General features: G+C 68.8%; 23 protein-coding genes. 15 read left to right on the top strand and 8 right to left on the bottom strand.

All coding sequences use genetic code 11. The features are described 5' to 3' along the window. Entirely contained in the window at window positions 1-420 is a 420-nt protein-coding gene (locus IG196_RS22360) for a YciI family protein (protein WP_153282534.1), read from the top strand. A gap of 17 nt (window positions 421-437) precedes the next feature. Here IG196_RS22360 and IG196_RS22355 read toward each other — a convergent pair whose 3' ends face one another. Then, window positions 438-1,433, bottom strand: coding sequence for a formylglycine-generating enzyme family protein (locus tag IG196_RS22355; protein ID WP_192193057.1), 996 nt, complete (start codon window positions 1,431-1,433; stop codon window positions 438-440). A gap of 38 nt (window positions 1,434-1,471) precedes the next feature. Here IG196_RS22355 and IG196_RS22350 point away from each other — a divergent pair, with 38 nt between their 5' ends. Then, window positions 1,472-2,764: an RNA polymerase sigma factor gene (locus tag IG196_RS22350; RefSeq protein WP_192193056.1), complete on the top strand. Its 1,293-nt coding sequence runs from the start codon at window positions 1,472-1,474 to the stop codon at window positions 2,762-2,764. Here IG196_RS22350 and IG196_RS22345 read toward each other — a convergent pair. The 5 genes from IG196_RS22345 to purM all read right to left on the bottom strand — a co-directional run bounded on the left by IG196_RS22345 (window position 2,761) and on the right by purM (window position 7,207). Beyond that, window positions 2,761-3,756, bottom strand: a complete 996-nt coding sequence (locus IG196_RS22345; protein ID WP_192193055.1) for a GlxA family transcriptional regulator — start codon at window positions 3,754-3,756, stop codon at window positions 2,761-2,763. The two genes, IG196_RS22350 and IG196_RS22345, sit on opposite strands and share 4 nt — an antisense overlap. Further along, window positions 3,726-4,355: a DJ-1/PfpI family protein gene (locus tag IG196_RS22340; protein WP_192193054.1), complete on the bottom strand. Its 630-nt coding sequence runs from the start codon at window positions 4,353-4,355 to the stop codon at window positions 3,726-3,728. The genes IG196_RS22345 and IG196_RS22340 overlap by 31 nt, the downstream gene beginning before the upstream one ends. Then, a complete protein-coding gene (locus IG196_RS22335; RefSeq protein ID WP_192193053.1) occupies window positions 4,352-4,924 on the bottom strand; it encodes an isochorismatase family protein in 573 nt (190 codons plus the stop codon). Before IG196_RS22335 ends, IG196_RS22340 begins: the two co-directional genes overlap by 4 nt. Window positions 4,925-5,036: 112 nt before the next feature. Beyond that, window positions 5,037-6,116: an AI-2E family transporter gene (locus tag IG196_RS22330; RefSeq protein ID WP_192193052.1), complete on the bottom strand. Its 1,080-nt coding sequence runs from the start codon at window positions 6,114-6,116 to the stop codon at window positions 5,037-5,039. A 50-nt stretch (window positions 6,117-6,166) separates the two neighbouring features. Next, entirely contained in the window at window positions 6,167-7,207 is a 1,041-nt protein-coding gene (gene purM / locus IG196_RS22325; protein ID WP_192193051.1) for a phosphoribosylformylglycinamidine cyclo-ligase, read from the bottom strand. Window positions 7,208-7,358: 151 nt separating this feature from the next. On the opposite strand from purM, the gene hda reads away from it, so the two are divergent. The 6 genes from hda (at window position 7,359) to IG196_RS22295 (ending at window position 12,797) form a co-directional block, all read left to right on the top strand. Further along, complete coding sequence (gene hda, locus IG196_RS22320) at window positions 7,359-8,048, top strand: DnaA regulatory inactivator Hda (RefSeq protein ID WP_318646656.1); 690 nt, start codon at window positions 7,359-7,361, stop codon at window positions 8,046-8,048. A gap of 46 nt (window positions 8,049-8,094) precedes the next feature. Next, window positions 8,095-9,738 carry a polynucleotide adenylyltransferase PcnB gene (gene pcnB, locus IG196_RS22315; RefSeq protein WP_192193049.1) on the top strand — a complete coding sequence of 548 codons (1,644 nt, stop codon included), beginning with the start codon at window positions 8,095-8,097 and terminating at the stop codon, window positions 9,736-9,738. Then, window positions 9,735-10,385, top strand: a complete 651-nt coding sequence (folK, locus tag IG196_RS22310; protein WP_192193048.1) for a 2-amino-4-hydroxy-6-hydroxymethyldihydropteridine diphosphokinase — start codon at window positions 9,735-9,737, stop codon at window positions 10,383-10,385. Before pcnB ends, folK begins: the two co-directional genes overlap by 4 nt. 5 nt (window positions 10,386-10,390) lie before the next feature. Beyond that, window positions 10,391-11,002, top strand: a complete 612-nt coding sequence (locus tag IG196_RS22305; RefSeq protein WP_225616764.1) for a trimeric intracellular cation channel family protein — start codon at window positions 10,391-10,393, stop codon at window positions 11,000-11,002. 125 nt (window positions 11,003-11,127) lie between these two features. Beyond that, complete coding sequence (locus IG196_RS22300) at window positions 11,128-11,772, top strand: DUF47 domain-containing protein (protein ID WP_099791791.1); 645 nt, start codon at window positions 11,128-11,130, stop codon at window positions 11,770-11,772. A gap of 14 nt (window positions 11,773-11,786) precedes the next feature. Beyond that, complete coding sequence (locus IG196_RS22295) at window positions 11,787-12,797, top strand: inorganic phosphate transporter (RefSeq protein WP_099791789.1); 1,011 nt, start codon at window positions 11,787-11,789, stop codon at window positions 12,795-12,797. A 52-nt stretch (window positions 12,798-12,849) separates the two neighbouring features. On the opposite strand, the gene IG196_RS22290 is transcribed toward IG196_RS22295, so the two are convergent. After that, window positions 12,850-13,296, bottom strand: a complete 447-nt coding sequence (locus IG196_RS22290; RefSeq protein WP_192193047.1) for a TM2 domain-containing protein — start codon at window positions 13,294-13,296, stop codon at window positions 12,850-12,852. 8 nt (window positions 13,297-13,304) lie between these two features. Beyond that, window positions 13,305-13,829 carry a GNAT family N-acetyltransferase gene (locus tag IG196_RS22285; protein WP_192193046.1) on the bottom strand — a complete coding sequence of 175 codons (525 nt, stop codon included), beginning with the start codon at window positions 13,827-13,829 and terminating at the stop codon, window positions 13,305-13,307. 180 nt (window positions 13,830-14,009) lie between these two features. On the opposite strand from IG196_RS22285, the gene rpsP reads away from it, so the two are divergent. The 7 genes from rpsP (at window position 14,010) to hisC (ending at window position 19,121) form a co-directional block, all read left to right on the top strand. Next, a complete protein-coding gene (gene rpsP, locus IG196_RS22280) occupies window positions 14,010-14,273 on the top strand; it encodes a 30S ribosomal protein S16 (RefSeq protein ID WP_056571881.1) in 264 nt (87 codons plus the stop codon). A gap of 15 nt (window positions 14,274-14,288) precedes the next feature. Continuing rightward, complete coding sequence (rimM, locus tag IG196_RS22275; protein WP_192193045.1) at window positions 14,289-14,843, top strand: ribosome maturation factor RimM; 555 nt, start codon at window positions 14,289-14,291, stop codon at window positions 14,841-14,843. A 16-nt stretch (window positions 14,844-14,859) separates the two neighbouring features. Beyond that, window positions 14,860-15,606, top strand: coding sequence for a tRNA (guanosine(37)-N1)-methyltransferase TrmD (gene trmD / locus IG196_RS22270; protein ID WP_192193044.1), 747 nt, complete (start codon window positions 14,860-14,862; stop codon window positions 15,604-15,606). A 109-nt stretch (window positions 15,607-15,715) separates the two neighbouring features. Further along, complete coding sequence (gene rplS, locus IG196_RS22265; protein WP_101490253.1) at window positions 15,716-16,102, top strand: 50S ribosomal protein L19; 387 nt, start codon at window positions 15,716-15,718, stop codon at window positions 16,100-16,102. A gap of 128 nt (window positions 16,103-16,230) precedes the next feature. Further along, complete coding sequence (locus tag IG196_RS22260; RefSeq protein ID WP_192193043.1) at window positions 16,231-16,971, top strand: CoA pyrophosphatase; 741 nt, start codon at window positions 16,231-16,233, stop codon at window positions 16,969-16,971. A gap of 58 nt (window positions 16,972-17,029) precedes the next feature. Continuing rightward, on the top strand, window positions 17,030-18,031 hold the full coding sequence (locus IG196_RS22255; RefSeq protein ID WP_101489326.1) for a CobD/CbiB family protein: 1,002 nt from the start codon (window positions 17,030-17,032) through the stop codon (window positions 18,029-18,031). Window positions 18,032-18,035: 4 nt separating this feature from the next. Then, window positions 18,036-19,121, top strand: a complete 1,086-nt coding sequence (gene hisC, locus IG196_RS22250) for a histidinol-phosphate transaminase (RefSeq protein ID WP_192193042.1) — start codon at window positions 18,036-18,038, stop codon at window positions 19,119-19,121. Window positions 19,122-19,129: the final 8 nt, after the last annotated feature.

Raw genomic sequence — 19,129 nt, 5'->3', positions numbered from 1 at the left:
ATGCGATTCATGCTGCTGATGATTCCCCACGGCTACGAAAGCGCGGCGCCCGGCACCGTGCCCGACGACGTCGAACGCGTGGGGTCGATGATGGCTTTCAACGAGTCCCTGCAGAAGGCCGGTGTGCTGATCGGCTGCGAGGGCCTGCATCCGCCCTCGATGGGCGCGCGCGTGAGCTTTCCGGGCGGCAAGCCGAAGGTGGTCGACGGCCCCTTCGCCGAGGTCAAGGAAGTGCTGGGCGGCTACTGGCTGATCGACGTCGCCTCGCGCGCCGAAGCCATCGAATGGGCGAGCCGCTGCCCGGGCAGCGAGAACGAAGTCATCGAGATCCGGCAGGTGCAGGAGATGGAAGACTTCTCACCCGAGGTGCAGGACGTGGCGAGCGAATTCACGTCGATGCAGCAGACGCTGAAGAAGTGAGCAGCACTTTCACCTGATCAGTCTTCCCGCACCAGCCGGATGCCCACCAGCGTGTAGCGGGTGTCCGGCGCATTCCAGTTGCGGTAGGACGAGCGGGCATAGAAAGCCCAGGTGTGCCAGGAGCCGCCACGGCGCACCCGCACGGTGCCCGTGGCCGGGCCCTGGGGGTCGTCGACCGGTGCGCGCGCGTAGTATTCGTCGCCATGCCAGTCGGCCACCCATTCCCACGCATTGCCGTGCATGTCGTAGAGGCCCCAGGCGTTCGGCGCGAAGCTGCCGACCGGGGCGGTGAAGGCAAAACCGTCGTCGCCCGCGAGCGCCATCGTGCGCCAGCGCGGCCAATGGGCGGCGCTGCGTGTGTCGAACACATTGGCCCCGCGCAGCAGCGTGGCCGGATCGTTCCCCGTGCTGTAGCGCGTGCGCGTCCCGGCGCGGCAGGCGTACTCCCACTCGGCCTCGGTCGGCAGGCGGTAGCGTCGGCCCTCCGTCTTGCTCAGCCATGCGGCCAGCGCCTGCGCGTCGTTCCAGCTCACGTTGACGACGGGGTGGTTGTCGTCTTGCTCAAAGCCGGGATTGCGCCACGAGTAGCGCGGGGCGCGGCCTTCGAAAGCGTCGCCGCGCCGCGTGGTGGCGGGGTCGTAGTCGGCGCGCCAGCCGTAGCCGCCCGTGCCGTCGGCCACCGATTCGGGCACATGGCCCGAGGCTTCGAGGAAGCGCCGGAACTGGCCCACCGTCACCTCGTGCTGACCCATCCAGAACGCCCGCGTGATGCGCACCTTGTGCACCGGCCCTTCGTCGGCCAGTTGGGTGAATCGCTCCTTCGGCAACTCGGGGTAGTCGCGTGCCAGCGCCTCGGGCGCCTCGTCGCTGCCCATGAGGAATTCGCCGGTCGGCAATCGCACGAAGGCCATGCCGAGGCTGTTGCGTTCCACCGTGAGGTCGTCGGCCCAGGCGCCGCCGCAGGCGAGGCCGAACGCGAAACCCAGGCTCAACAAGACGAGGCGTGGTGTCATGGCCGCATGCTATCCGGCGCGTCGATCGGAGGGGTCGCATGAGCGACGACCGGGGCCCCGCCGCCATCCACCGCGCCATCGAGGCGGTCTGGCGCATCGAGTCCGCGAAGATCATCGCCACGCTTGCGCGCAAGGTGCGCGACGTGGGCCTGGCCGAAGAACTGGCGCAGGACGCGCTGGTGGCCGCACTCGAGCAATGGCCCGTCGAGGGCCTGCCCGACAACCCCGCCGCCTGGCTCACGCAGGTGGCGAAGCACCGCGCCCTGGACCGCCTGCGCCACGTGCAGCTGGCCGAGCGCAAGGCGCCCGAGATCGGCCGCGAACTCGACGCGCTGCACACCATGGCCCAGGCCGACTTTGCGCAGGCAGTCGATGCAGCGCTCGATGACGACATCGGCGACGACCTGCTGCGCCTGGTGTTCACCGCCTGCCACCCGGTGCTCTCGACCGAGGCGCGCGTGGCGCTCACCTTGCGGCTGATGGGCGGCCTCACGACCGACGAGATCGCGCGCGCCTTTCTCGTGCCCGAGGCCACCGTGGCGCAGCGCATCGTGCGCGCCAAGCGCACGCTGGCCGAGGCGCGCGTGCCTTTCGAAGTGCCGCGCCGCCACGAGCTCGAAGCCCGGCTGGCGTCGGTGCTCGAGGTGCTCTACCTGATCTTCAACGAGGGCTACTCGGCCACCGCCGGCGACGACTGGATGCGCCCCACGCTGTGCGACGAGGCCCTGCGCCTGGGCCGCATCGTGGCCGAGCTGGTGCCCGGCGAAGCCGAGGTGCACGGGCTGGTCGCGCTGATGGAAATCCAGGCTTCGCGCACCACTGCGCGCGTTGGCGCGTCGGGCGAGCCGGTGCTGCTGCTCGACCAGAACCGCGCGCGCTGGGACCAACTGTTGATCCGCCGCGGCCTGGCCGCGCTGGCGCGCGCCGAATCGCTGGGCGGCGCGCTCGGCCCCTACGCGCTACAGGCCGCCATCGCCGCCTGCCACGCCCGCGCGCGCACCGCGGGCGAGACCGACTGGGCGCGCATCGCGGCGCTGTACGACGCGCTGGCCACGCTGTCGCCGTCGCCCGTCGTCGAGTTGAACCGCGCGGTCGCACTGTCGATGGCCTTCGGGCCGGCGGCCGGGCTGGAGGTGGTCGATGCGCTGATGGACGAGCCCGCGCTGAAGGGCTACCACCTGCTGCCGACCGTGCGCGGCGACCTGCTCTTCAAGCTGGGCCGCCACGACGAGGCGTGCCGAGAGTTCCAGCGCGCCGCCTCGCTCACGCGCAACACGCGCGAGCAGGCGCTGCTGCGGGCGCGCGCCGACGCCTGTCTCGATAAGCCCTAACCGGCAGAGGCCGAGCTGCCGGCCGAAGGTGACCCGGGCAACCCGAACTGGTGCCACGCGCGGCGCAACTGCGTGTCCGAGCCGAAGCCCGACAGCTCCGCCGCCCGCGTCACGCTGGCACCCGAGGCCAGCGCCAGTTGCGCGGCGGCCAGCCGCAGCCGGCGCAGGTAGGCCAATGGCGCCACGCCCGCATGCTCGACGAACAGCCGCGTCAGATGCCGCGCCGAGGTGTGGGCGACCTCGGCCATGCGCGGCACGCTCCAGTCGGCCTGCGGTTGTTCGCTGACGGCGTCCTGCACCCGGTGCAGCGCCGCGTGCAGGTGGTTGCGGTAGGCGAGAAAGGGCGACAGCTCCGGGTCGTGCGGGCCGCGCCGCAGCGCCACCACCATCGTCTGCGCGACCTGGGCCGCCAGCGCCTCGCCGCAGGTGTCGGCGATGCGGTGCAGCATGAGGTCGATGCCCGTCGTGACGCCCGCGCTGCTGTAGACCGGCGGGTCGAGCACGAACACGCGGTTGCTCACTACCTCGCAGCGTGGCTCCACGGCACGCAGTTCGTCCAGGTGATGGTGGTGCGTGGTGACGCGCCGGCCAGCGAGCGCGCCTGCGTGCGCCGCGAGCAGGGCGCCCGCGCAGACCGTGACCAGCTCGACGCCGCCGCGCGTGAAGCGCTGGCCGCGCAGCCAGTGCAGCAGGTCCTGCGCCTCGGGGGTGTCGGTCGCGATGGTGTCGCCCGGCAGGCCGACCAGCACGACCCAGCCGGGGCTGCTCCACCGCGTCGGCAGCGGCGCCAGCCCTGACAGCGCGACGCCGACCGAGCCCCTCATGGTCGGCCGCGGCCCCGCGAACTCGATGACAAAACGCTCGGGCTGGCTCGCCGCGCGCAGCCGCTGGTTGGCGATGCGCAGCGCCTCGGCCGGCCCGGCCCAGTCGAGCACGAGGCTGTCGGGCAGGAGCACGAAGACTACGCGGATGGGGTCTCGTTGCGGGTCCATGCGTAGTCCATCTGGCGCGCGGTGCGCTCGGCCAGTTCGCGTCCGGCCAGGCGTTCGACGAGGTGCAGGCTCATGTCGATGCCTGCGCTGATGCCCGCCGAGCTGACGATGCGGCCGGTGTCGACCCAGCGCACGCCTTCGCGCACGTCGAGCTGCGGGAACTGCGCGTGCAGGTCGGCGAGGTCTTCCCAGTGCGTGGTGACCGCTTCGCGCGTCACCACGCCGCTTTGCGCGAGCAGGAAGACGCCGGTGCAGACCGAGGCGACGAGCTGTGCGCTGGCCGCGCACTGCGCGATCCAGCGCAGCGTGTCGGGGCTCGCCATCGGCGCATCGACCACGCCGCCGGGGACGATCAGCACATCGGCGGTTGCGGCAGCGTCGGCCAGCGTGTGGTCGGCGAGCAGCCGCAGGCCGGCGCGCGCCTGCACGGGCTCGCCGGCGCGGGTGTGGGCGACCGAGGCCACCTCGAACAGTGCGGGCGCACCCAGCTGCAGGCGTTGATGCACGCGGGCAGCGGTGGTGAAGACCTCGAAGGGGCCGGCGAAGTCCAGTGCCTCGACGCCGTCGTAGGCCAGGATGCGCACGCGCAGCGGGATCATGCCGTCGCGCCTTCGGTTGCCCGCGCCAGCGCCTGCGCCACGCTGCAGACGGTGGCGAAGCGCCCGTCCAGCACGGTCGCGGTGCGCGCCTTGATGTCGGCGGCCGACAGCGGCCGGCCGTCGGGCTGCACCATGTCGAAGGTGAGCGTGGCATCGGTCACGTAGTCGACCTCCCAGCCCAGGTCCGAGGCGTGGCGCGTGGTGGTTTCGCAGCATTGCTCGGTGCGGATGCCGCTCACGATCAGGCGGCGGATGCCGTGCTGCGTGAGCCACACGTCCAGGCCGCTGTTGACCAGCGCGCTGTGGCGGTACTTGGTGAAGGTGGCGGCCGCCTCGAAGGGCGCGAGGCCGTCGATCGGGCGCACATGGCCCGATTCGACCGCGAAGGGGTTGGACGCGGCCTGCGGCGCGTCGACGTGGAAGACGCGCACGACCGGCAGTCCGGCCGCCACGGCGCCGGTGATCAGGGCGTTCTGGGCGTCGAGGTAGGGCGCGAGCAGGGCGGCGTTCCAGTACGGGCGGTGGCGGAACGATTCCTGGGCGTCGATCACAATCAGACAGGTGGTCATGGCGGTGGCGGGCAAGGCAAAGTGGATGATGCCGCCTATTTTTGGGCGCCGCCAGCCCGCCGTCCGCGCCGAAGCGGACCGGAACCGATCAGATCAGGACATCAGTCGGCCTCTAGACCAGGCCGCCCGCGTGCAGTTCTTTTTTTAGGTACGCGTAGTACAGCGGCGCCGCCACCAGCCCGGCCGGGCCGAACACCGCTTCGGCCACGAACATCACCGACAGCAGCTCCCACACACGCATCTGCGTGCGCGCGCCGACCACCTTGGCGTTGATCACGTACTCGGCCTTGTGGATCAGGATCAGGAACGCCAGGCAGGCGGCCGCCGTGACCGGCGACACCGACAGCGCCACCAGCGTGATCACCGAGTTGCAGACCAGGTTGCCCACGATCGGCACCAGCCCGGCCACGAAGGTCAGGGTGATGAGGGCGGGCGTGTAGGGCAGCTCGAGGCCCCACAGCGGCATCAGGAACAGCAGGAAGATCGCGGTCAGCAGCGTGTTGAAGGCGGCGATCCAGAACTGCGCCGCGACGATCTGGCCGAAGGCCTCGCCGAAGGTGGTGATGCGCTGGAACATCTGCTGCGCCAGCGGTCGGCGCTGGGCCGGCGACGGCGCCACGGCGGCCAGCGCGCCGATGATCAGGCCCACATAGGCGAACAGCAGCCCGCCCAGCCAGGCGCGCCCGGCCATGGCGAGCGAGCCGGCCTGCGTGCGCAGGTAGTTGGCGACGATGCGCTGCACCTCGGCCGCGCCCTCGGGCAGGTAGACGGCGATGTCGGCCGGCAGCTTGGAGCGCAACTCGAGCACCGTGCGGGCCGTGTAGTCGAGCAGTTCGCGGTACTGATCGGGCGCATCGAGCACGTACTCACGTGCCTGCGAGAACCCCAGCGTGACCAGGCCGATCGGGCCCAGCAGCACCAGCGTGACTGCCACCACCCGAGCCAGGCTGTCGGCACCGGAGCGCAGGGGCTTCAGGCGCGACAGCCAGCCGCCCAGCAGCCGGGCGAACCAGCGCGCGACGAGGAAGCCGATGCACACGCACAGCAGCCCCGGCAGCAGGTGCTGCCACATCACGAGCATCAGCCCCGCGAGCATCAGCAGGTAGCTGGCCAGTACCACGTGGCGGGAGGTTGCGGCCTGGGGCACTTGGGGCAGGGCGGCGAGGGTGACGTCGGGCAGCGGCGTGGCCATCCGGGGTGCGGGGCGTGCGGTGAGAAAAAGAAAAAAGAACGGGCGCGCGGTCAGGCGACGACCACGGCCGCGCCGTCGCCGCGCTCGGCGATCACGCCGATCTCGTGCACCGATTCGCCGGCGGCGCGCAGCGTGGCGGCGCAGGCGGCGGCTTCGGCCGCGTCGATCACCACGACCATGCCGATGCCGTTGTTGAAGGTGCGGTTCATCTCGATGTCGTCGATGCCGGCCACCTTCTGCAGCCAGGCGAACAGCTCGGTCTGCGGCCAGCTGCCCTTCTGGAGGTGGGCAGCGGTGCCTTCGGGCAGCACGCGCGGGATGTTCTCGAGCAGGCCGCCGCCGGTGATGTGGGCCAGCGCCTTGATCGGGTGCTTGCCGAGTGCCTCGAGCACGGGCTTCACGTACAGGTGGGTGGGCTCCATCACGGCCTCGCGGAAGGGCTTGCCGTCGAGGGTGGCGGGCAGGTCGGCGCCGGCGCGTTCGATCACCTTGCGCACGAGGCTGAAGCCGTTGGAATGCACGCCGGCCGAGGCCAGGCCCAGCACCACGTCGCCGGGCTTGACGTTCTGGCCCGTAAGGATCTTCGACTTTTCGACCGCGCCGACGGCAAAGCCGGCCAGGTCGTACTCGCCGGCCGGGTACATGCCGGGCATTTCGGCGGTTTCGCCGCCGATGAGGGCGCAACCCGAGAGTTCGCAGCCGCGGGCGATGCCGCCGATGACGGCCGCGGCCGTGTCCACGTCGAGCTTGCCGCAGGCGAAGTAATCGAGGAAGAACAGGGGCTCGGCGCCTTGCACCAGCACGTCGTTGACGCTCATGGCCACGAGGTCGATGCCGACCGTGTCGTGCATGTTCCATTCGAAAGCCAGCTTGAGCTTGGTGCCCACGCCGTCGGTGCCGCTCACCAGCACCGGCTCCTTGTAGCGCTTGGGCACTTCGAACAGGGCGCCGAAGCCGCCGATGCCGGCCAGCACACCTTCGCGCATGGTTTTCTTCGCCAGGGGCTTGATGCGGTCGATCAGGGCGTCGCCTGCGTCGATATCGACACCGGCGTCCTTGTAGCTGAGCGGGGTGGGCGTGGAGGAGGTCATGGGCAGGCGGTGTCGAGAAGAAGGAGCGAAAGGGTCGCGAAGCGGCGAGGAAGGGCGGGCAGGGGAGGCGTCGGCGACCGAGGCGGCCGGGCCGATAGAATTCCTCACGATTTTAAGGGCCCTCCGGGCCCCCTCCATGAACCTTCCCGGGATGAAACAGCTCGCGCTCGATATCGGCATTGCGACGGGCCCCAGCTTCGACGCCTTTTTTGCCGGCCCCAACGAGGCGGCGCTGCGACACCTGCAAGTGTGGGTGGGCGGCGCCGACGGCAGCCCTGCGCTGCACTCGCCGGTGCCGACCTACCTCTGGGGCGACAGCGGCAGTGGCAAGACCCACCTGCTCGAATCCGTGCGCGTTGCACTGGCCGAGCAGGGCGCCAGCGTGGGCTGGCTGCACGCCGGCCTGCTGGAGCCGCCCGAGTTCGACGAGCGCTGGGGCGCCGTTCTGCTCGACGACGTCCACCTTTACACCGCGGTGCAGCAGCACGCGGCCTTCAACTGGTTTGTCAACGCCCAGACCCTGCAGCGCGGCGTGGTTGCCGCCGGCGCCTTGCCGCCGGCCGACCTGCCGCTGCGCGAAGACCTGCGCACCCGCCTCGGCTGGGGCCATGTCTTCCACCTGCAGGTGCTGAGCGAAAGCGAACGCCGCGCGGTGCTGCGCCAGACGGCCGACGCGCGCGGCGTGATGCTGTCCGACGACGTGCTCGACTTCATGCTGCACCGCTTCAGCCGCGACCTCGGCAGCCTGATGGAGCTGCTCTCGCAACTCGACGGCTACGCCCTGCAGACCCAACGCGCGATCACCATTCCGCTGATCCGCTCCATGCTCGAAAACGAATAAGCGAATAAATAAGAAGAAGCGCCTGCTTCTCCTCGAAAAACAACCAATGATCAAGAAATTCATCGACAAGCTGCTCGGCAAGTCCGCCGGCAGCGCACAGGGCAAGAGCCGCTTCGGCAAGCGCCAGGAGGTGCCGGCAGAGGTTCACAAGATCGATCCCGCCCTGGTCGACGAACGCGCGAAGAACGTGGTCACCACGCTGCAGCAAGCGGGCTACGAGGCCTACGTGGTGGGCGGCGCGGTGCGCGACCTGCTGCTGGGCCTGCGGCCGAAAGACTTCGACGTGGCCACCAACGCCACGCCCGAGCAGGTCAAGTCGCTGTTCCGCCGCGCCTTCATCATCGGCCGGCGCTTTCGCATCGTGCACGTGGTGTACGGCCGGGGCCGTGAGCACGAGGTGATCGAGGTCTCGACCTTCCGTGCCTACATGGACAACGCCGCCGCCGAGCAGGTGGCCGGCAACGAACGCACCAGCAAGGGCGAGCTCGCGAGCATGAAGCACGCCGTGGACGCCAGCGGCCGCGTGCTGCGCGACAACGTCTGGGGCCCGCAGGAAGAAGACGCGGCGCGCCGTGACTTCACCGTCAACGCCATGTACTACGACCCGGCCAACCAGGTCGTGGTCGACTATCACAACGGCATCAAGGACGCCCAGAAGCTCACGCTGCGCATGATCGGCGACCCGGTCACGCGCTACCGCGAAGACCCGGTGCGCATCATTCGCGCCATCCGCTTCTCGGCCAAGCTCGCCGCGCTCGGTTTCAAGATGGAAGCCAAGACCGCTGCGCCGCTCATCGAGTCGAGCAAGCTGCTGGCCGACGTGCCGCAAAGCCGCATGTTCGACGAGATGCTCAAGCTGCTGCAGACCGGCCATGCCATCGCCACGATCGAGCAACTGCGCAAGCTGGGGCTCGCCACCGGCATCTATCCGCTGCTCGACGTGGTGGTGGAGCGCGCCGACCAGCCCTTCGTGAAGGCCGCCCTGCAGGACACCGACCGCCGCGTCGGCGAAGGCAAGCCCGTGGCGCCCAGCTTCCTGCTGGCCTGCGTGCTGTGGGCTGATGTGCGCGACGGCTGGGCCCAGCGCCAGGAAGGCCGCCATGGCCAGCGTCCGCAGCCGCCGTTCCCGGCGCTGCAGGACGCCATCGACGACGTGTTCAATTCGCGCATCGGCGACGTGTCGGGCCGCGGCAAGCTGGCCGCCGACATGCGCGAGATCTGGATGATGCAGCCGCGCTTCGACAAGCGCACCGGCTCCACGCCCTACAGCCTGGTCGAGCAGGCGCGCTTTCGCGCCGCCTTCGACTTCATGCGCCTGCGTGCCGACGTGGGCGAGGTCGGTGAGGCCATCGCCGAATGGTGGCAAGAGTTCAGCACCGCCGACGACCTGCGCCGCCAGGACTTGCTCGAGCAGGTCCGCGAAGAACAGAAGGTGCGCCAGCGCGTGCGCCTGCGCGACCCGGTGGCTGCACCCAAGCCGCGCAGCGAGCAACCGGCGCGCCAGAAGCAACAGGCCGAAGCCGAGTCGGACGACGGCGACGGTCCCGACGTCGAGGCCGACGCCGTGCCGCCGGATGGCGAAGCGGCGGCCCCGCGCAAGCGCAAGCGCCGGCGCAAGCCGCGCCCGGTGGGCGGCGGTAGCGGTGGTGGTGGCGGCAGCGAGGGCGGCGGGAGCGCCGCAGGCGAATGAGCGCGACCGACCGGCCGAAGGACGGCAAGAAAAGCCCTGTGGCCGCCAAGGCAGCCAAGGGGAGCAAGCCCGCGCCGAAGGCGGCGCCGCGCGCCGGGGGCAAGCCGCCATCGGCCGGCAGCAAGAGCGGCCCGCCCGCGCGCCGCGCACCGACGAGTCGTCCGCGCGGTCCGCGCGAGGACTACCCGACCGTGCAGGCCTTCGTTGCCATCGGCGCCAACCTGGGCGATGCCGAGGCGGCCGTGAAGGCCGCCATGGCCGCGATCGGCGCGTTGCAGCGCACCCAGGTCACGGCCCGTTCATCGCTGTATCGCAGCGAGCCGGTGGATGCCGAAGGCCCCGATTTCATCAACGCCGTGGTCGCCGTGCGCACCGGCCTCGATGCCGAGCAGTTCCTGGTGGCATTGCAGCGCCTCGAGACGCTGGCCGGCCGTGAGCGGCCGTTTCCCAATGCGCCGCGCACGCTCGACCTCGATCTGCTGATGCACGGCAATTCGGTGATCGATACGCCGGCGCTGACCCTGCCGCACCCCCGCATGCGCGAGCGCGCCTTCGTGCTCAAGCCGCTCGCCGAAATCGCACCCGACAAGGTGCCGCGTGCCGCACTGGCGCGTGTCACGGGCCAGGTGGTCAAGCGCATCGTCTGACGGTCGTGCCGCTGCTCTACGTCCTCGATCTCGCCGGTGTGGCGGTCTTCGCGGTCAGTGGGGCACTGGCGGCCGGCCATGCGGGCCTCGACTGGCTGGGGGTGCTGGTGATCGCTTCGGTCACCGCGGTCGGCGGTGGCACGCTGCGCGACCTGCTGCTCGGCCGCCACCCGGTGTTCTGGATCCACGACGCCCGCTATGTGTACGTGATCCTGGCGTCGGCGGTGTTCACCATCGCATGGGTGCACCTGATGCCGTTGCCCGAGCACGCGCTGGCCGTGGCCGATGCGCTGGGGCTCGGGCTGTTCGCCATCACCGGTGCCCAGGTGGCCGAGGAGCGGCGCCTGCCGTCCGTGATCGTGATGCTCGTCGGCACCATGACCGGCGCCGCCGGCGGCCTGTTGCGCGACGTGCTGACCGCCCGCATCCCGCTGCTGCTGAGCAGCGGCATCTACGGCTCGGCCGCCATCGCGGGCATTGCGGCCTACCTGCTGCTGCAGGTTGCGGGCACACCGCGCCGCTGGGCGTTCCTTGCGGGCGTGGGGCTGATCGTGGCGCTGCGGCTGGGCGGCATCTACGGCGGCTGGCACCTGCCGGTGCTGCGGTTGCCGGCCTGAGTGGGCCTGCGGGGCCGGGGCTGGAAGGTCGGCCCGACCGGTCGTTCCGGTCGCGCCCGTTAAACTCGGCAGGTTTTCACGAAGGCGTCATGAAATTGTGATTGGCGCGTCCCAGGAGTTTTTCCATGTTCGGCAAGCTGCTGCCCCGAGAGGGCAATTTTTTTGAAATGTTCAACCAGCATGCCGAGCGCATCGTGGAGGCGGCGCGTGCTTTCGAGCAACTCGTTGCCAACTACGCGGACGTGCATCTGCGTGAACAGTACAACCGCGATGTCGACAACGCCGAGCGCGCCGCCGACCGCGTGACGCACGACGTCAACCGCCTGATCCACAAGACCTTCATCACGCCCATCGACCGCGAGCAGATCCACAAGCTCATCAACACGATGGACGACGTGGCCGACCTGATCCAGGACTCGGCCGAGACCATGGCGCTGTACGACGTGCGCCACATGACCGACGAGATCGTGCGCCTCACAGCCCTGAGCGTGAAGTGCTGCGACCGCCTCAAGGACGCCGTGAAGTACCTCGGCAAGATCGCCGACCCGGCCGTGGCCGAGGCCACGCTCAAGACCTGCGAGGAAATCGACCGCCTCGAATCCGACGCTGACCGCGTGATGCGCAGCGCCATGAGCAAGCTGTTTCGCGAAGAGCCGGACGTGCGCGAGGTCATCAAGCTCAAGGCGATCTACGAGCTGCTCGAGACGATCACCGACAAGTGCGAGGACGTGGCCAACGTGATCGAGGGCATCGTCCTCGAGAATTCCTGAACGGGTAGCAACCGATGACAACGGTGCAGGTCGCCCTCTGGGTGGTGGTGGTTCTGGTCGCGCTCGCGATCCTGTTCGACTTCATGAACGGCTTCCACGATGCCGCCAATTCGATCGCGACGGTGGTGTCCACCGGCGTGCTGAAGCCGGGGCAGGCCGTGGTGTTCGCGGCTTTCTTCAACCTGATCGCGATCTTCGTCTTCCACCTGAGCGTGGCGGCCACCGTGGGCAAGGGCATCGCCCAGCCCGGGGTGGTCGACGTGCACGTGGTGTTCGGGGCGCTCATCGGCGCGATCAGCTGGAACCTCGTCACCTGGTACTACGGCATTCCGAGCAGCTCGTCGCACGCGCTGATCGGTGGCATCGTGGGTGCCGTGATCGCCAAGACCGGCACCACTGGCCTCGTGGCTTCCGGTATCTGGAAGACCGTGGCCTTCATCTTCGTGTCGCCGCTGCTGGGCTTCCTGCTGGGCTCGCTGATGATGATCATGGTGGCCTGGGGCTTCCGGCGTGCCACCCCGTCGCGGGTGGACCGATGGTTCCGGCGATTGCAGTTGGTGTCTGCCGGCGCCTACAGCCTGGGCCACGGCGGCAACGACGCGCAGAAGACCATCGGCATCATCTGGATGCTGCTGATCGCCACCGGCTATGCCTCGACCAGCGACGCGGCGCCGCCGACCTGGGTCATCGTGAGCTGCTACACCGCGATCGCGCTGGGCACCATGTTCGGCGGCTGGCGCATCGTGAAGACCATGGGCCAGAAGATCACCAAGCTCAAGCCCGTGGGCGGCTTCTGTGCCGAGACCGGCGGGGCGCTGACCCTGTTCCTGGCCACCGCGCTGGGCATTCCGGTGTCGACCACGCACACCATCACGGGCGCCATCGTCGGCGTCGGCGCCACGCAGCGCGCCAGCGCGGTGCGCTGGGGCGTGGCGGGAAACATCGTCTGGGCCTGGGTCCTGACCATTCCCGCGTCGGCCTTCGTTGCGGCGATTGCCTACTGGTTCAGCTGGCAGATCTTCTAAAAAGTCTGAAGCGTCGGCGCCTCGTTCGCAGAGGTCGCCGCGCTGGATCCGGCTACTGCGAGATTTTTCGGCCTTCTTCGATCTGGTGTTCGAAGTAGTGCTGGAAGCTGTAGACGATGCTCGCCATCAGGATCGAGCTGCCAAAGAACAAAGACGCCACCACGGCGCCGATCGTGAGCCAGTTGGTCTGGCCCGGTGCGGCGTCGGCCGGTGCGCCGGCATTGAAGCGGGCGTTCCACTTCTCGGGCGTCATCAGGCCGTAGATGATCGCCATCAGCGCACAGCCCGCGATCGTGAAGCCGAGCAGTGGAATCAGTGCCCAGCTCACGCCGTCGTCCACGCCGTACATGCGCAAGCGCTCGATGCCGTAGATGCCCAGCGCGGTGGGAATGGGCAGCAGCCAACCGAGCCAGTCACCCAGGCCTCGCAGGTAGAAGCGGTGCAGGCCCAGCGGGCCGCCGAGGAAGGAGAGCCAGGCGGCCACGGTTTTGCTTTTCATTTTCTTCATCATTCGGGTTTTGTGCGGCTGCCTTCGCCGAGCACTTTTTCCATCAGGACCACGTCGCGCCAGGCGTCGAATTTCCAGCCGCAGTCTTTCAGCACGCCCACGTGCGTGAAGCCCTGGCTGCGGTGCACACCGACCGAACCGACGTTGGCCGAGTCACCGATCACCGCGATCAGCTTGCGCACGCCGACCGCTTCGGCCGCCTGCGAGAGCGCCGCCAGCAGTTGCGTGCCCAGACCCTTGCCGCGTGCGGCCTCGGACATGTAGATCGAGTCTTCGGCCGAAAACCGGTAGGCCGGCCGCGGCTTGAACCAGTTGCAGTAGGCAAAACCCAACACTTCACCGTCGTCTTCGGCCACGAGGTAGGGCAGGTTCTTGCCCAGCACATCGGCACGTCGGGAGGTCATGTCGGCCTCTGACGGGGGCTCGGTTTCGAAGGTGCCCGTGCCGTGCAGCACGTGGTGGGCGTAGATGGCCGTGATGGCTGCGATGTCTTCGTCGCGGCTGGGGCGGATGGTGAGGGTCATGCGGGTGGGAGCGGGCGGCGCAAGGCCGAAATTCGGAGAAAAACCCGGGTCGGGCTATAATCGTGGGCTTTTCAGCGTGCGCTGGCCGGGTGGCCATGTCGCGTGTCTCGACGCTGGAAGAACATCGTGAGCGGGCCTCTTTCTATTTGAACTGGCTCGCTGACCACCCAAGGATAAATCATGGTCGTCATTCGACTTTCCCGCGGCGGCTCCAAAGGCCGTCCGTTCTTCAACATCGTCGTGTCGGACAAGCGCGTTCGCCGCGATGGTCGCTTCATCGAGCGCCTGGGTTTCTACAACCCGACCGCCAAGGAAAACGAAGAAAGCATCCGCATCGCCCAGGACCGCCTCGCGTACTGGACGGGCGTCGGTGCCCAGGCGTCGCCCACGGTGCTGCGCCTGATCAAGCAAGCCGCTGCTGCGGCACCCAAGGCGGCAGCCTAAGCCGCCCGCACGGCGATGCTGCCCACACTCGAAGCCGCCGAACTGCCGGCGGATGCGATCGAGGTCGGACGCATCGCCGATGCCTGGGGCATCAAGGGCTGGTTCAAGGTCCTGCCCCACAGCGCCCAGCCTGAGGCGCTTTTTTCTTCCAAGCGCTGGTTCCTGCAGGCTCCCGGAGCCTCCACGCCCGCCGCTTTCCGGCTCGCGGTTCGCGAAGCCAAAGAACATTCCGACTGCATCGTCGCCTCGTCCGAGGAGGTGCCCGACCGCAATGCGGCCGAGGCGCTTCGCGGCGCGCGCGTGTTCGTGCCGCGCTCGAGCTTCCCGACCGCCGGCGACGACGAGTACTACTGGGTCGACCTGATCGGCCTGTCGGTCGTCAACCGCGAAGGCGTCGTGCTCGGTGCGGTGCGCGAGTTGCTCGCCACCGGTCCGCAGACCACGCTGGTGCTGACGGCCGAAGAAGACGGCAAGACCATCGAGCGCATGGTGCCGTTCGTCTCGGTCTTCGTCGACAAGGTCGACCTGCCCGGCCGCCTCATTTCGGTCGACTGGCAACCCGAGTTCTGACCCGGGCCGCGCGCGCATGCGCTTCGACGTCCTCACGCTTTTTCCCGAACTGTTCGCGCCCTTCATGGCCAGCGGCGTGACACGTCGCGCCTACGAATCGAAACAGGTCGAGGTTGTGCTGTGGAACCCGCGCGATTTCGCGCAGGGCAACTACAAGCGCGTCGACGACCGGCCCTTCGGCGGCGGACCCGGCATGGTCATGATGGCGGAGCCCCTGACGGCCTGCCTCGACGCCGCGCTGGCTGCGCGTGGCGCTCCGGCGCCGGTGGTGCTGTTCTCGCCCATCGGCGAGGCGCTGCGCCATGAGGCGGTCGAGCGCTGGTCGGCGAGCGCGGGTGCGGTGCTGGTCTGTGGCCGCTACGAGGGCATCGACCAGCGCTTCATCGACGCGCGCGTCACGCACCAGATCAGCCTCGGCGACTTCGTGCTGTCGGGTGGCGAGATCGCGGCGATGGCGTTGCTCGATGCTGTTGCCCGGCTGCAGCCCGGCGTGTTGGGTGACGAGGCCAGCCACGTGCAGGACAGTTTCAACCCGGCGCTCGACGGCCTGCTCGACTGCCCGCACTACACGCGGCCCGAGCAGTGGAACGGGCAGGGCGTTCCGGCGCCGCTGCTCTCGGGCCACCATGCGCAGATCGAGCGCTGGCGGCGCGACCAGCGCTTGGCCATCACGGCCGCGCGGCGCCCCGAACTGATCGATGCCGCCCGGGCCGCAGGCAAGCTGAACAAGGCCGATGAGGCCTCGTTGAAAAAAAAGCTATAATCCGCGGTTCCCCGATCCTCTGTCCGGCCGCGTCCGGTTTCCTGGCGGTTCTTCCGCCAAAGCCACGGCGCCTTTAGTGCAGCCCGAAACGATCGACTATCAGGAAATCATGAACCTCATCCAGACCCTCGAGCAGGAAGAAATTTCCCGCCTCGGCAAGAAGATCCCCGCTTTCATGCCCGGTGACACGGTCATCGTCAGCGTCAGCGTCGTTGAAGGCACCCGCAAGCGCGTGCAGGCTTACGAAGGCGTCGTGATCGCCAAGCGCAACCGTGGCCTCAACAGCGGCTTCACCGTGCGCAAGATCTCCAGCGGCGAAGGCGTGGAGCGTACGTTCCAGACCTACAGCCCGCTGATCGCCGGCATCGAAGTCAAGCGCCGCGGCGACGTGCGCCGTGCCAAGCTGTACTACCTGCGCGAGCGCAGCGGTCGTTCGGCACGCATCAAGGAAAAGCTGCCGGGCAAGTCGCAGAAGGCTGCTGCGTCGGCCGCTTAATCAGCCGTCGTCCTTTCTGCTCAAAAAGCCGCCGCTCTGGCGGCTTTTTGCGTTGGCGCCCCGCATTCAAGACAGCTTTTCATTTTTACGCTCTACTCCTTTCATCCCGCCACAGGCCGCTTCATCTCTTGACCTCCGCTTCCGCCCCCACGCCCTCCGCTGTCGTCGAACCCGTCAATGCCGTGGTGCCGCCCGCGTTGCTGCAGATCGACCCGCGCCAGGTGCCCTTCGTGGACGGAAGCGACGGTCTGCCGGCCGTGGTGCCGGCGCAGCTGACGGCCACGGCCCTGCGCACACGCTTTGCCTCGCCGCCCGTGTGGACGCCCGAGCTGCGCCGCGAGCCCCGCATGAGTGACCGGGTGCCGGCCCAGGCCGCCGTGCTGGTGCCGATCGTGCAGCGCCCGCAAGGCGCGACCGTGCTGCTCACCGAGCGCACCACGCACCTGTCGACCCATTCGGGCCAAGTCGCATTTCCCGGCGGGCGCGTCGACCCCGAAGACGCCAACATCCAGGCCGCCGCGCTGCGCGAGGCCTGGGAAGAAGTGGGCCTGTCGGCGCAGTTCATCGAGGTGCTCGGCACCCTGCCGACTTACACGACCGTCACGTCGTTCGTCGTGACGCCCGTGGTCGCGCTGGTGCAGCCCGACTTCGTGCTCGACATCAATCCCTTCGAAGTGGCCGAAGCCTTCGAGGTGCCGCTCGCCTGGCTGATGGACCCGGCCAATCACCGCCGCCACGCCGTCAGTGCCACCGATGGTGTCCGTCGCACGTGGTACTCGATGCCGTACGTCGATGGTCCCCACGAGCGCTTCGTCTGGGGCGCCACGGCGGGCATGCTGCGCAACCTCTACCGCTTCCTCGCCGCCTGAAGCTGATCGGGCGCAACCTGAGGCCAAAACCTTCAGGTGCTCTCGCTATCATCGAAGGATGAGCTTCTTTGCCATCCTGTGCGCGTTGCTGATCGAGCAGGTGCGGCCCCTGGGTCCGCACAACCCCGTGTACGGCGGTGTTCTGGCGTGGACGCGCTGGACCAGCCGCAACTTCGATGCGGGCAAGCCGCACCACGGATGGATCGCCTGGGGGCTTGCGGTGTTCGTGCCCACGCTGTTGTCGCTGGGCGTGCACTGGCTGCTGGTGCTCACGCTGGGCCTGCCCTTCGCCGTGCTGTGGAGCGTCGCGGTGCTCTACATGACGCTCGGATTTCGCCAGTTCAGCCACCATTTCACCGACATCCGTGACGCGCTCGACGAGGGCGACGAGCCGCTCGCGCGCTCGCTGCTGGCGCACTGGCAAGGCGTCGATGCCGCCGAGCTGCCGCGCAGCGAAATCGTGCGTCATGTGATCGAGCATTCGGTCATTGCGGCGCACCGCCATGTCTTCGGCGTGCTGGCCTGGTTCTCGGTCCTCGCCGCTCTCGGCCTGGGGCCGGCGGGCGCGGTGTTCTATCGCATGAGCGAGTTCGTCGCGCGCTACTGGGCCCACAAGAACGGCGCACCCGTGCAGCCTTCGAGCGTGGCGGTGCAGGATGCGGCCGAGCGGGCCTGGCATGCCGTCGACTGGCTGCCCGCACGCATCACCGCACTCGGCTTCGCCGTGGTCGGCAGCTTCGAAGAGGCCATCGACTGCTGGCGCAACGATGCGCGGCGCTTTCCCAACGAGAACGACGGCGTGATCCTTGCGGCCACGTCCGGCGCTGTGAACGTGCGACTGGGCGGTGGCTCGCTGAGCCCGATCCCGGTGGTCGATCCGCTGTCGCGCGCGCAGGCCGGCGAGTCACCGGGCGTCGGGCGGCGCCTCGACAGCGGCAGCACACCGGGCCGCGAGCCCGAGCCCGGCCACCTGCGCAGCGTGGTCGGCCTGGTCTGGCGGTCGGTCGTGATGTGGATGGTGCTGCTGGCCTTGCTCACGCTCGCGCGCTTGCTCGGTTGAGCCTATGACCACCCCGCCCGCACCGGCCTTCTGGAGCCCGCGCATCGGCGCGCTTGAGCCCTACGTGCCCGGCGAGCAGCCGCGCACCGCCCACCTCGTCAAGCTCAACACCAACGAGAACCCGTACCCGCCGTCGCCGAGCGCGATTGCGGCAATCCAGCGCGCGGCCGCCGACGGCCTCGAGCGCTACCCCGACCCCGCATCGCTCGCGCTGCGCGAAGCCGTGGCGCGCCGCCACGGCCTGCAGGTGGGTGAGGTGTTCGCGGGCAATGGCTCGGACGAAGTGCTCGCGCACGCGTTCTTCGCCTTCTTCCAGCAGGCCGAGCCGTTGCTGATGCCCGATGTGAGCTACAGCTTCTACAAGGTCTATGCCCAGCTCTACGGCATCGCCTGCGAGCAGCTGCCGGTCGATGACGACCTGCGCATCGACATCGATGCGTTCGCGACGCGCGCCCGCCAGGGCTGCGGCGGCATCGTCATCGCCAATCCGAACGCGCCGACCGGCATTGGCCAGCCGCTGGCGCGCATCGAGCAACTCCTTGCCGCCTGCCCCGATCGCGTGGTGCTGGTTGACGAGGCGTATGTCGATTTCGGCGGCGAGAGCGCGCTGTCGCTCATCGGCCGTTATCCGAACCTGCTCGTGGTGCAGACCCTGTCCAAGTCGCGCTCGCTGGCTGGCCTGCGGGTTGGCTTTGCCTGCGGGCAGACGCACTTGATCGACGCGCTAGTGCGGGTCAAGGACAGCTTCAATTCGTACCCGATCGATCGCCTGGCTTCCGCCGGTGCGGTGGCCTCGCTCGAGGACGAGGCGTGGTTCCGCAAAACACGCGACCAGGTCGTCGACACGCGCGAAGGCCTGAGCCTCCAACTCGAAGACCTGGGCTTCGAGGTGCTGCCGTCGCAGGCCAACTTCGTGTTCGCGCGGCATCCGCAGCGCGATGCGGCCGAGCTGGCCGCCTTGCTGCGCGAGCGTGCCGTGCTGGTGCGGCACTTCAAGCAGCCGCGCATCGCGCAGTACCTGCGCATCAGCATCGGCACGCGGGACCAGTGCAGCACGCTCGTGCAGTGCCTGCAAGAAATCCTGGCCTGAAACCCTGA

It is taken from the genome of Variovorax sp. 38R (assembly GCF_014843395.1).
GTDB classification, from domain to species: Bacteria; Pseudomonadota; Gammaproteobacteria; order Burkholderiales; family Burkholderiaceae_C; genus Variovorax; species Variovorax paradoxus_H.
Note: the sequence above shows the minus strand (reverse complement) of the source record. Positions and strands in the feature narration are given on the sequence as shown.

Coding starts and splice junctions, on each gene's coding strand:
- IG196_RS22360 (WP_153282534.1), top strand. CDS start 1: ATGCGATTCATGCTGCTGATGATTCCCCACGGCTACGAAAGCGCGGCG.
- IG196_RS22355 (WP_192193057.1), bottom strand. CDS start 1,433: ATGACACCACGCCTCGTCTTGTTGAGCCTGGGTTTCGCGTTCGGCCTC.
- IG196_RS22350 (WP_192193056.1), top strand. CDS start 1,472: ATGAGCGACGACCGGGGCCCCGCCGCCATCCACCGCGCCATCGAGGCG.
- IG196_RS22345 (WP_192193055.1), bottom strand. CDS start 3,756: ATGGACCCGCAACGAGACCCCATCCGCGTAGTCTTCGTGCTCCTGCCC.
- IG196_RS22340 (WP_192193054.1), bottom strand. CDS start 4,355: ATGATCCCGCTGCGCGTGCGCATCCTGGCCTACGACGGCGTCGAGGCA.
- IG196_RS22335 (WP_192193053.1), bottom strand. CDS start 4,924: ATGACCACCTGTCTGATTGTGATCGACGCCCAGGAATCGTTCCGCCAC.
- IG196_RS22330 (WP_192193052.1), bottom strand. CDS start 6,116: ATGGCCACGCCGCTGCCCGACGTCACCCTCGCCGCCCTGCCCCAAGTG.
- purM (WP_192193051.1), bottom strand. CDS start 7,207: ATGACCTCCTCCACGCCCACCCCGCTCAGCTACAAGGACGCCGGTGTC.
- hda (WP_318646656.1), top strand. CDS start 7,359: ATGAAACAGCTCGCGCTCGATATCGGCATTGCGACGGGCCCCAGCTTC.
- pcnB (WP_192193049.1), top strand. CDS start 8,095: ATGATCAAGAAATTCATCGACAAGCTGCTCGGCAAGTCCGCCGGCAGC.
- folK (WP_192193048.1), top strand. CDS start 9,735: ATGAGCGCGACCGACCGGCCGAAGGACGGCAAGAAAAGCCCTGTGGCC.
- IG196_RS22300 (WP_099791791.1), top strand. CDS start 11,128: ATGTTCGGCAAGCTGCTGCCCCGAGAGGGCAATTTTTTTGAAATGTTC.
- IG196_RS22295 (WP_099791789.1), top strand. CDS start 11,787: ATGACAACGGTGCAGGTCGCCCTCTGGGTGGTGGTGGTTCTGGTCGCG.
- IG196_RS22290 (WP_192193047.1), bottom strand. CDS start 13,296: ATGAAAAGCAAAACCGTGGCCGCCTGGCTCTCCTTCCTCGGCGGCCCG.
- IG196_RS22285 (WP_192193046.1), bottom strand. CDS start 13,829: ATGACCCTCACCATCCGCCCCAGCCGCGACGAAGACATCGCAGCCATC.
- rpsP (WP_056571881.1), top strand. CDS start 14,010: ATGGTCGTCATTCGACTTTCCCGCGGCGGCTCCAAAGGCCGTCCGTTC.
- rimM (WP_192193045.1), top strand. CDS start 14,289: ATGCTGCCCACACTCGAAGCCGCCGAACTGCCGGCGGATGCGATCGAG.
- trmD (WP_192193044.1), top strand. CDS start 14,860: ATGCGCTTCGACGTCCTCACGCTTTTTCCCGAACTGTTCGCGCCCTTC.
- rplS (WP_101490253.1), top strand. CDS start 15,716: ATGAACCTCATCCAGACCCTCGAGCAGGAAGAAATTTCCCGCCTCGGC.
- IG196_RS22255 (WP_101489326.1), top strand. CDS start 17,030: ATGAGCTTCTTTGCCATCCTGTGCGCGTTGCTGATCGAGCAGGTGCGG.
- hisC (WP_192193042.1), top strand. CDS start 18,036: ATGACCACCCCGCCCGCACCGGCCTTCTGGAGCCCGCGCATCGGCGCG.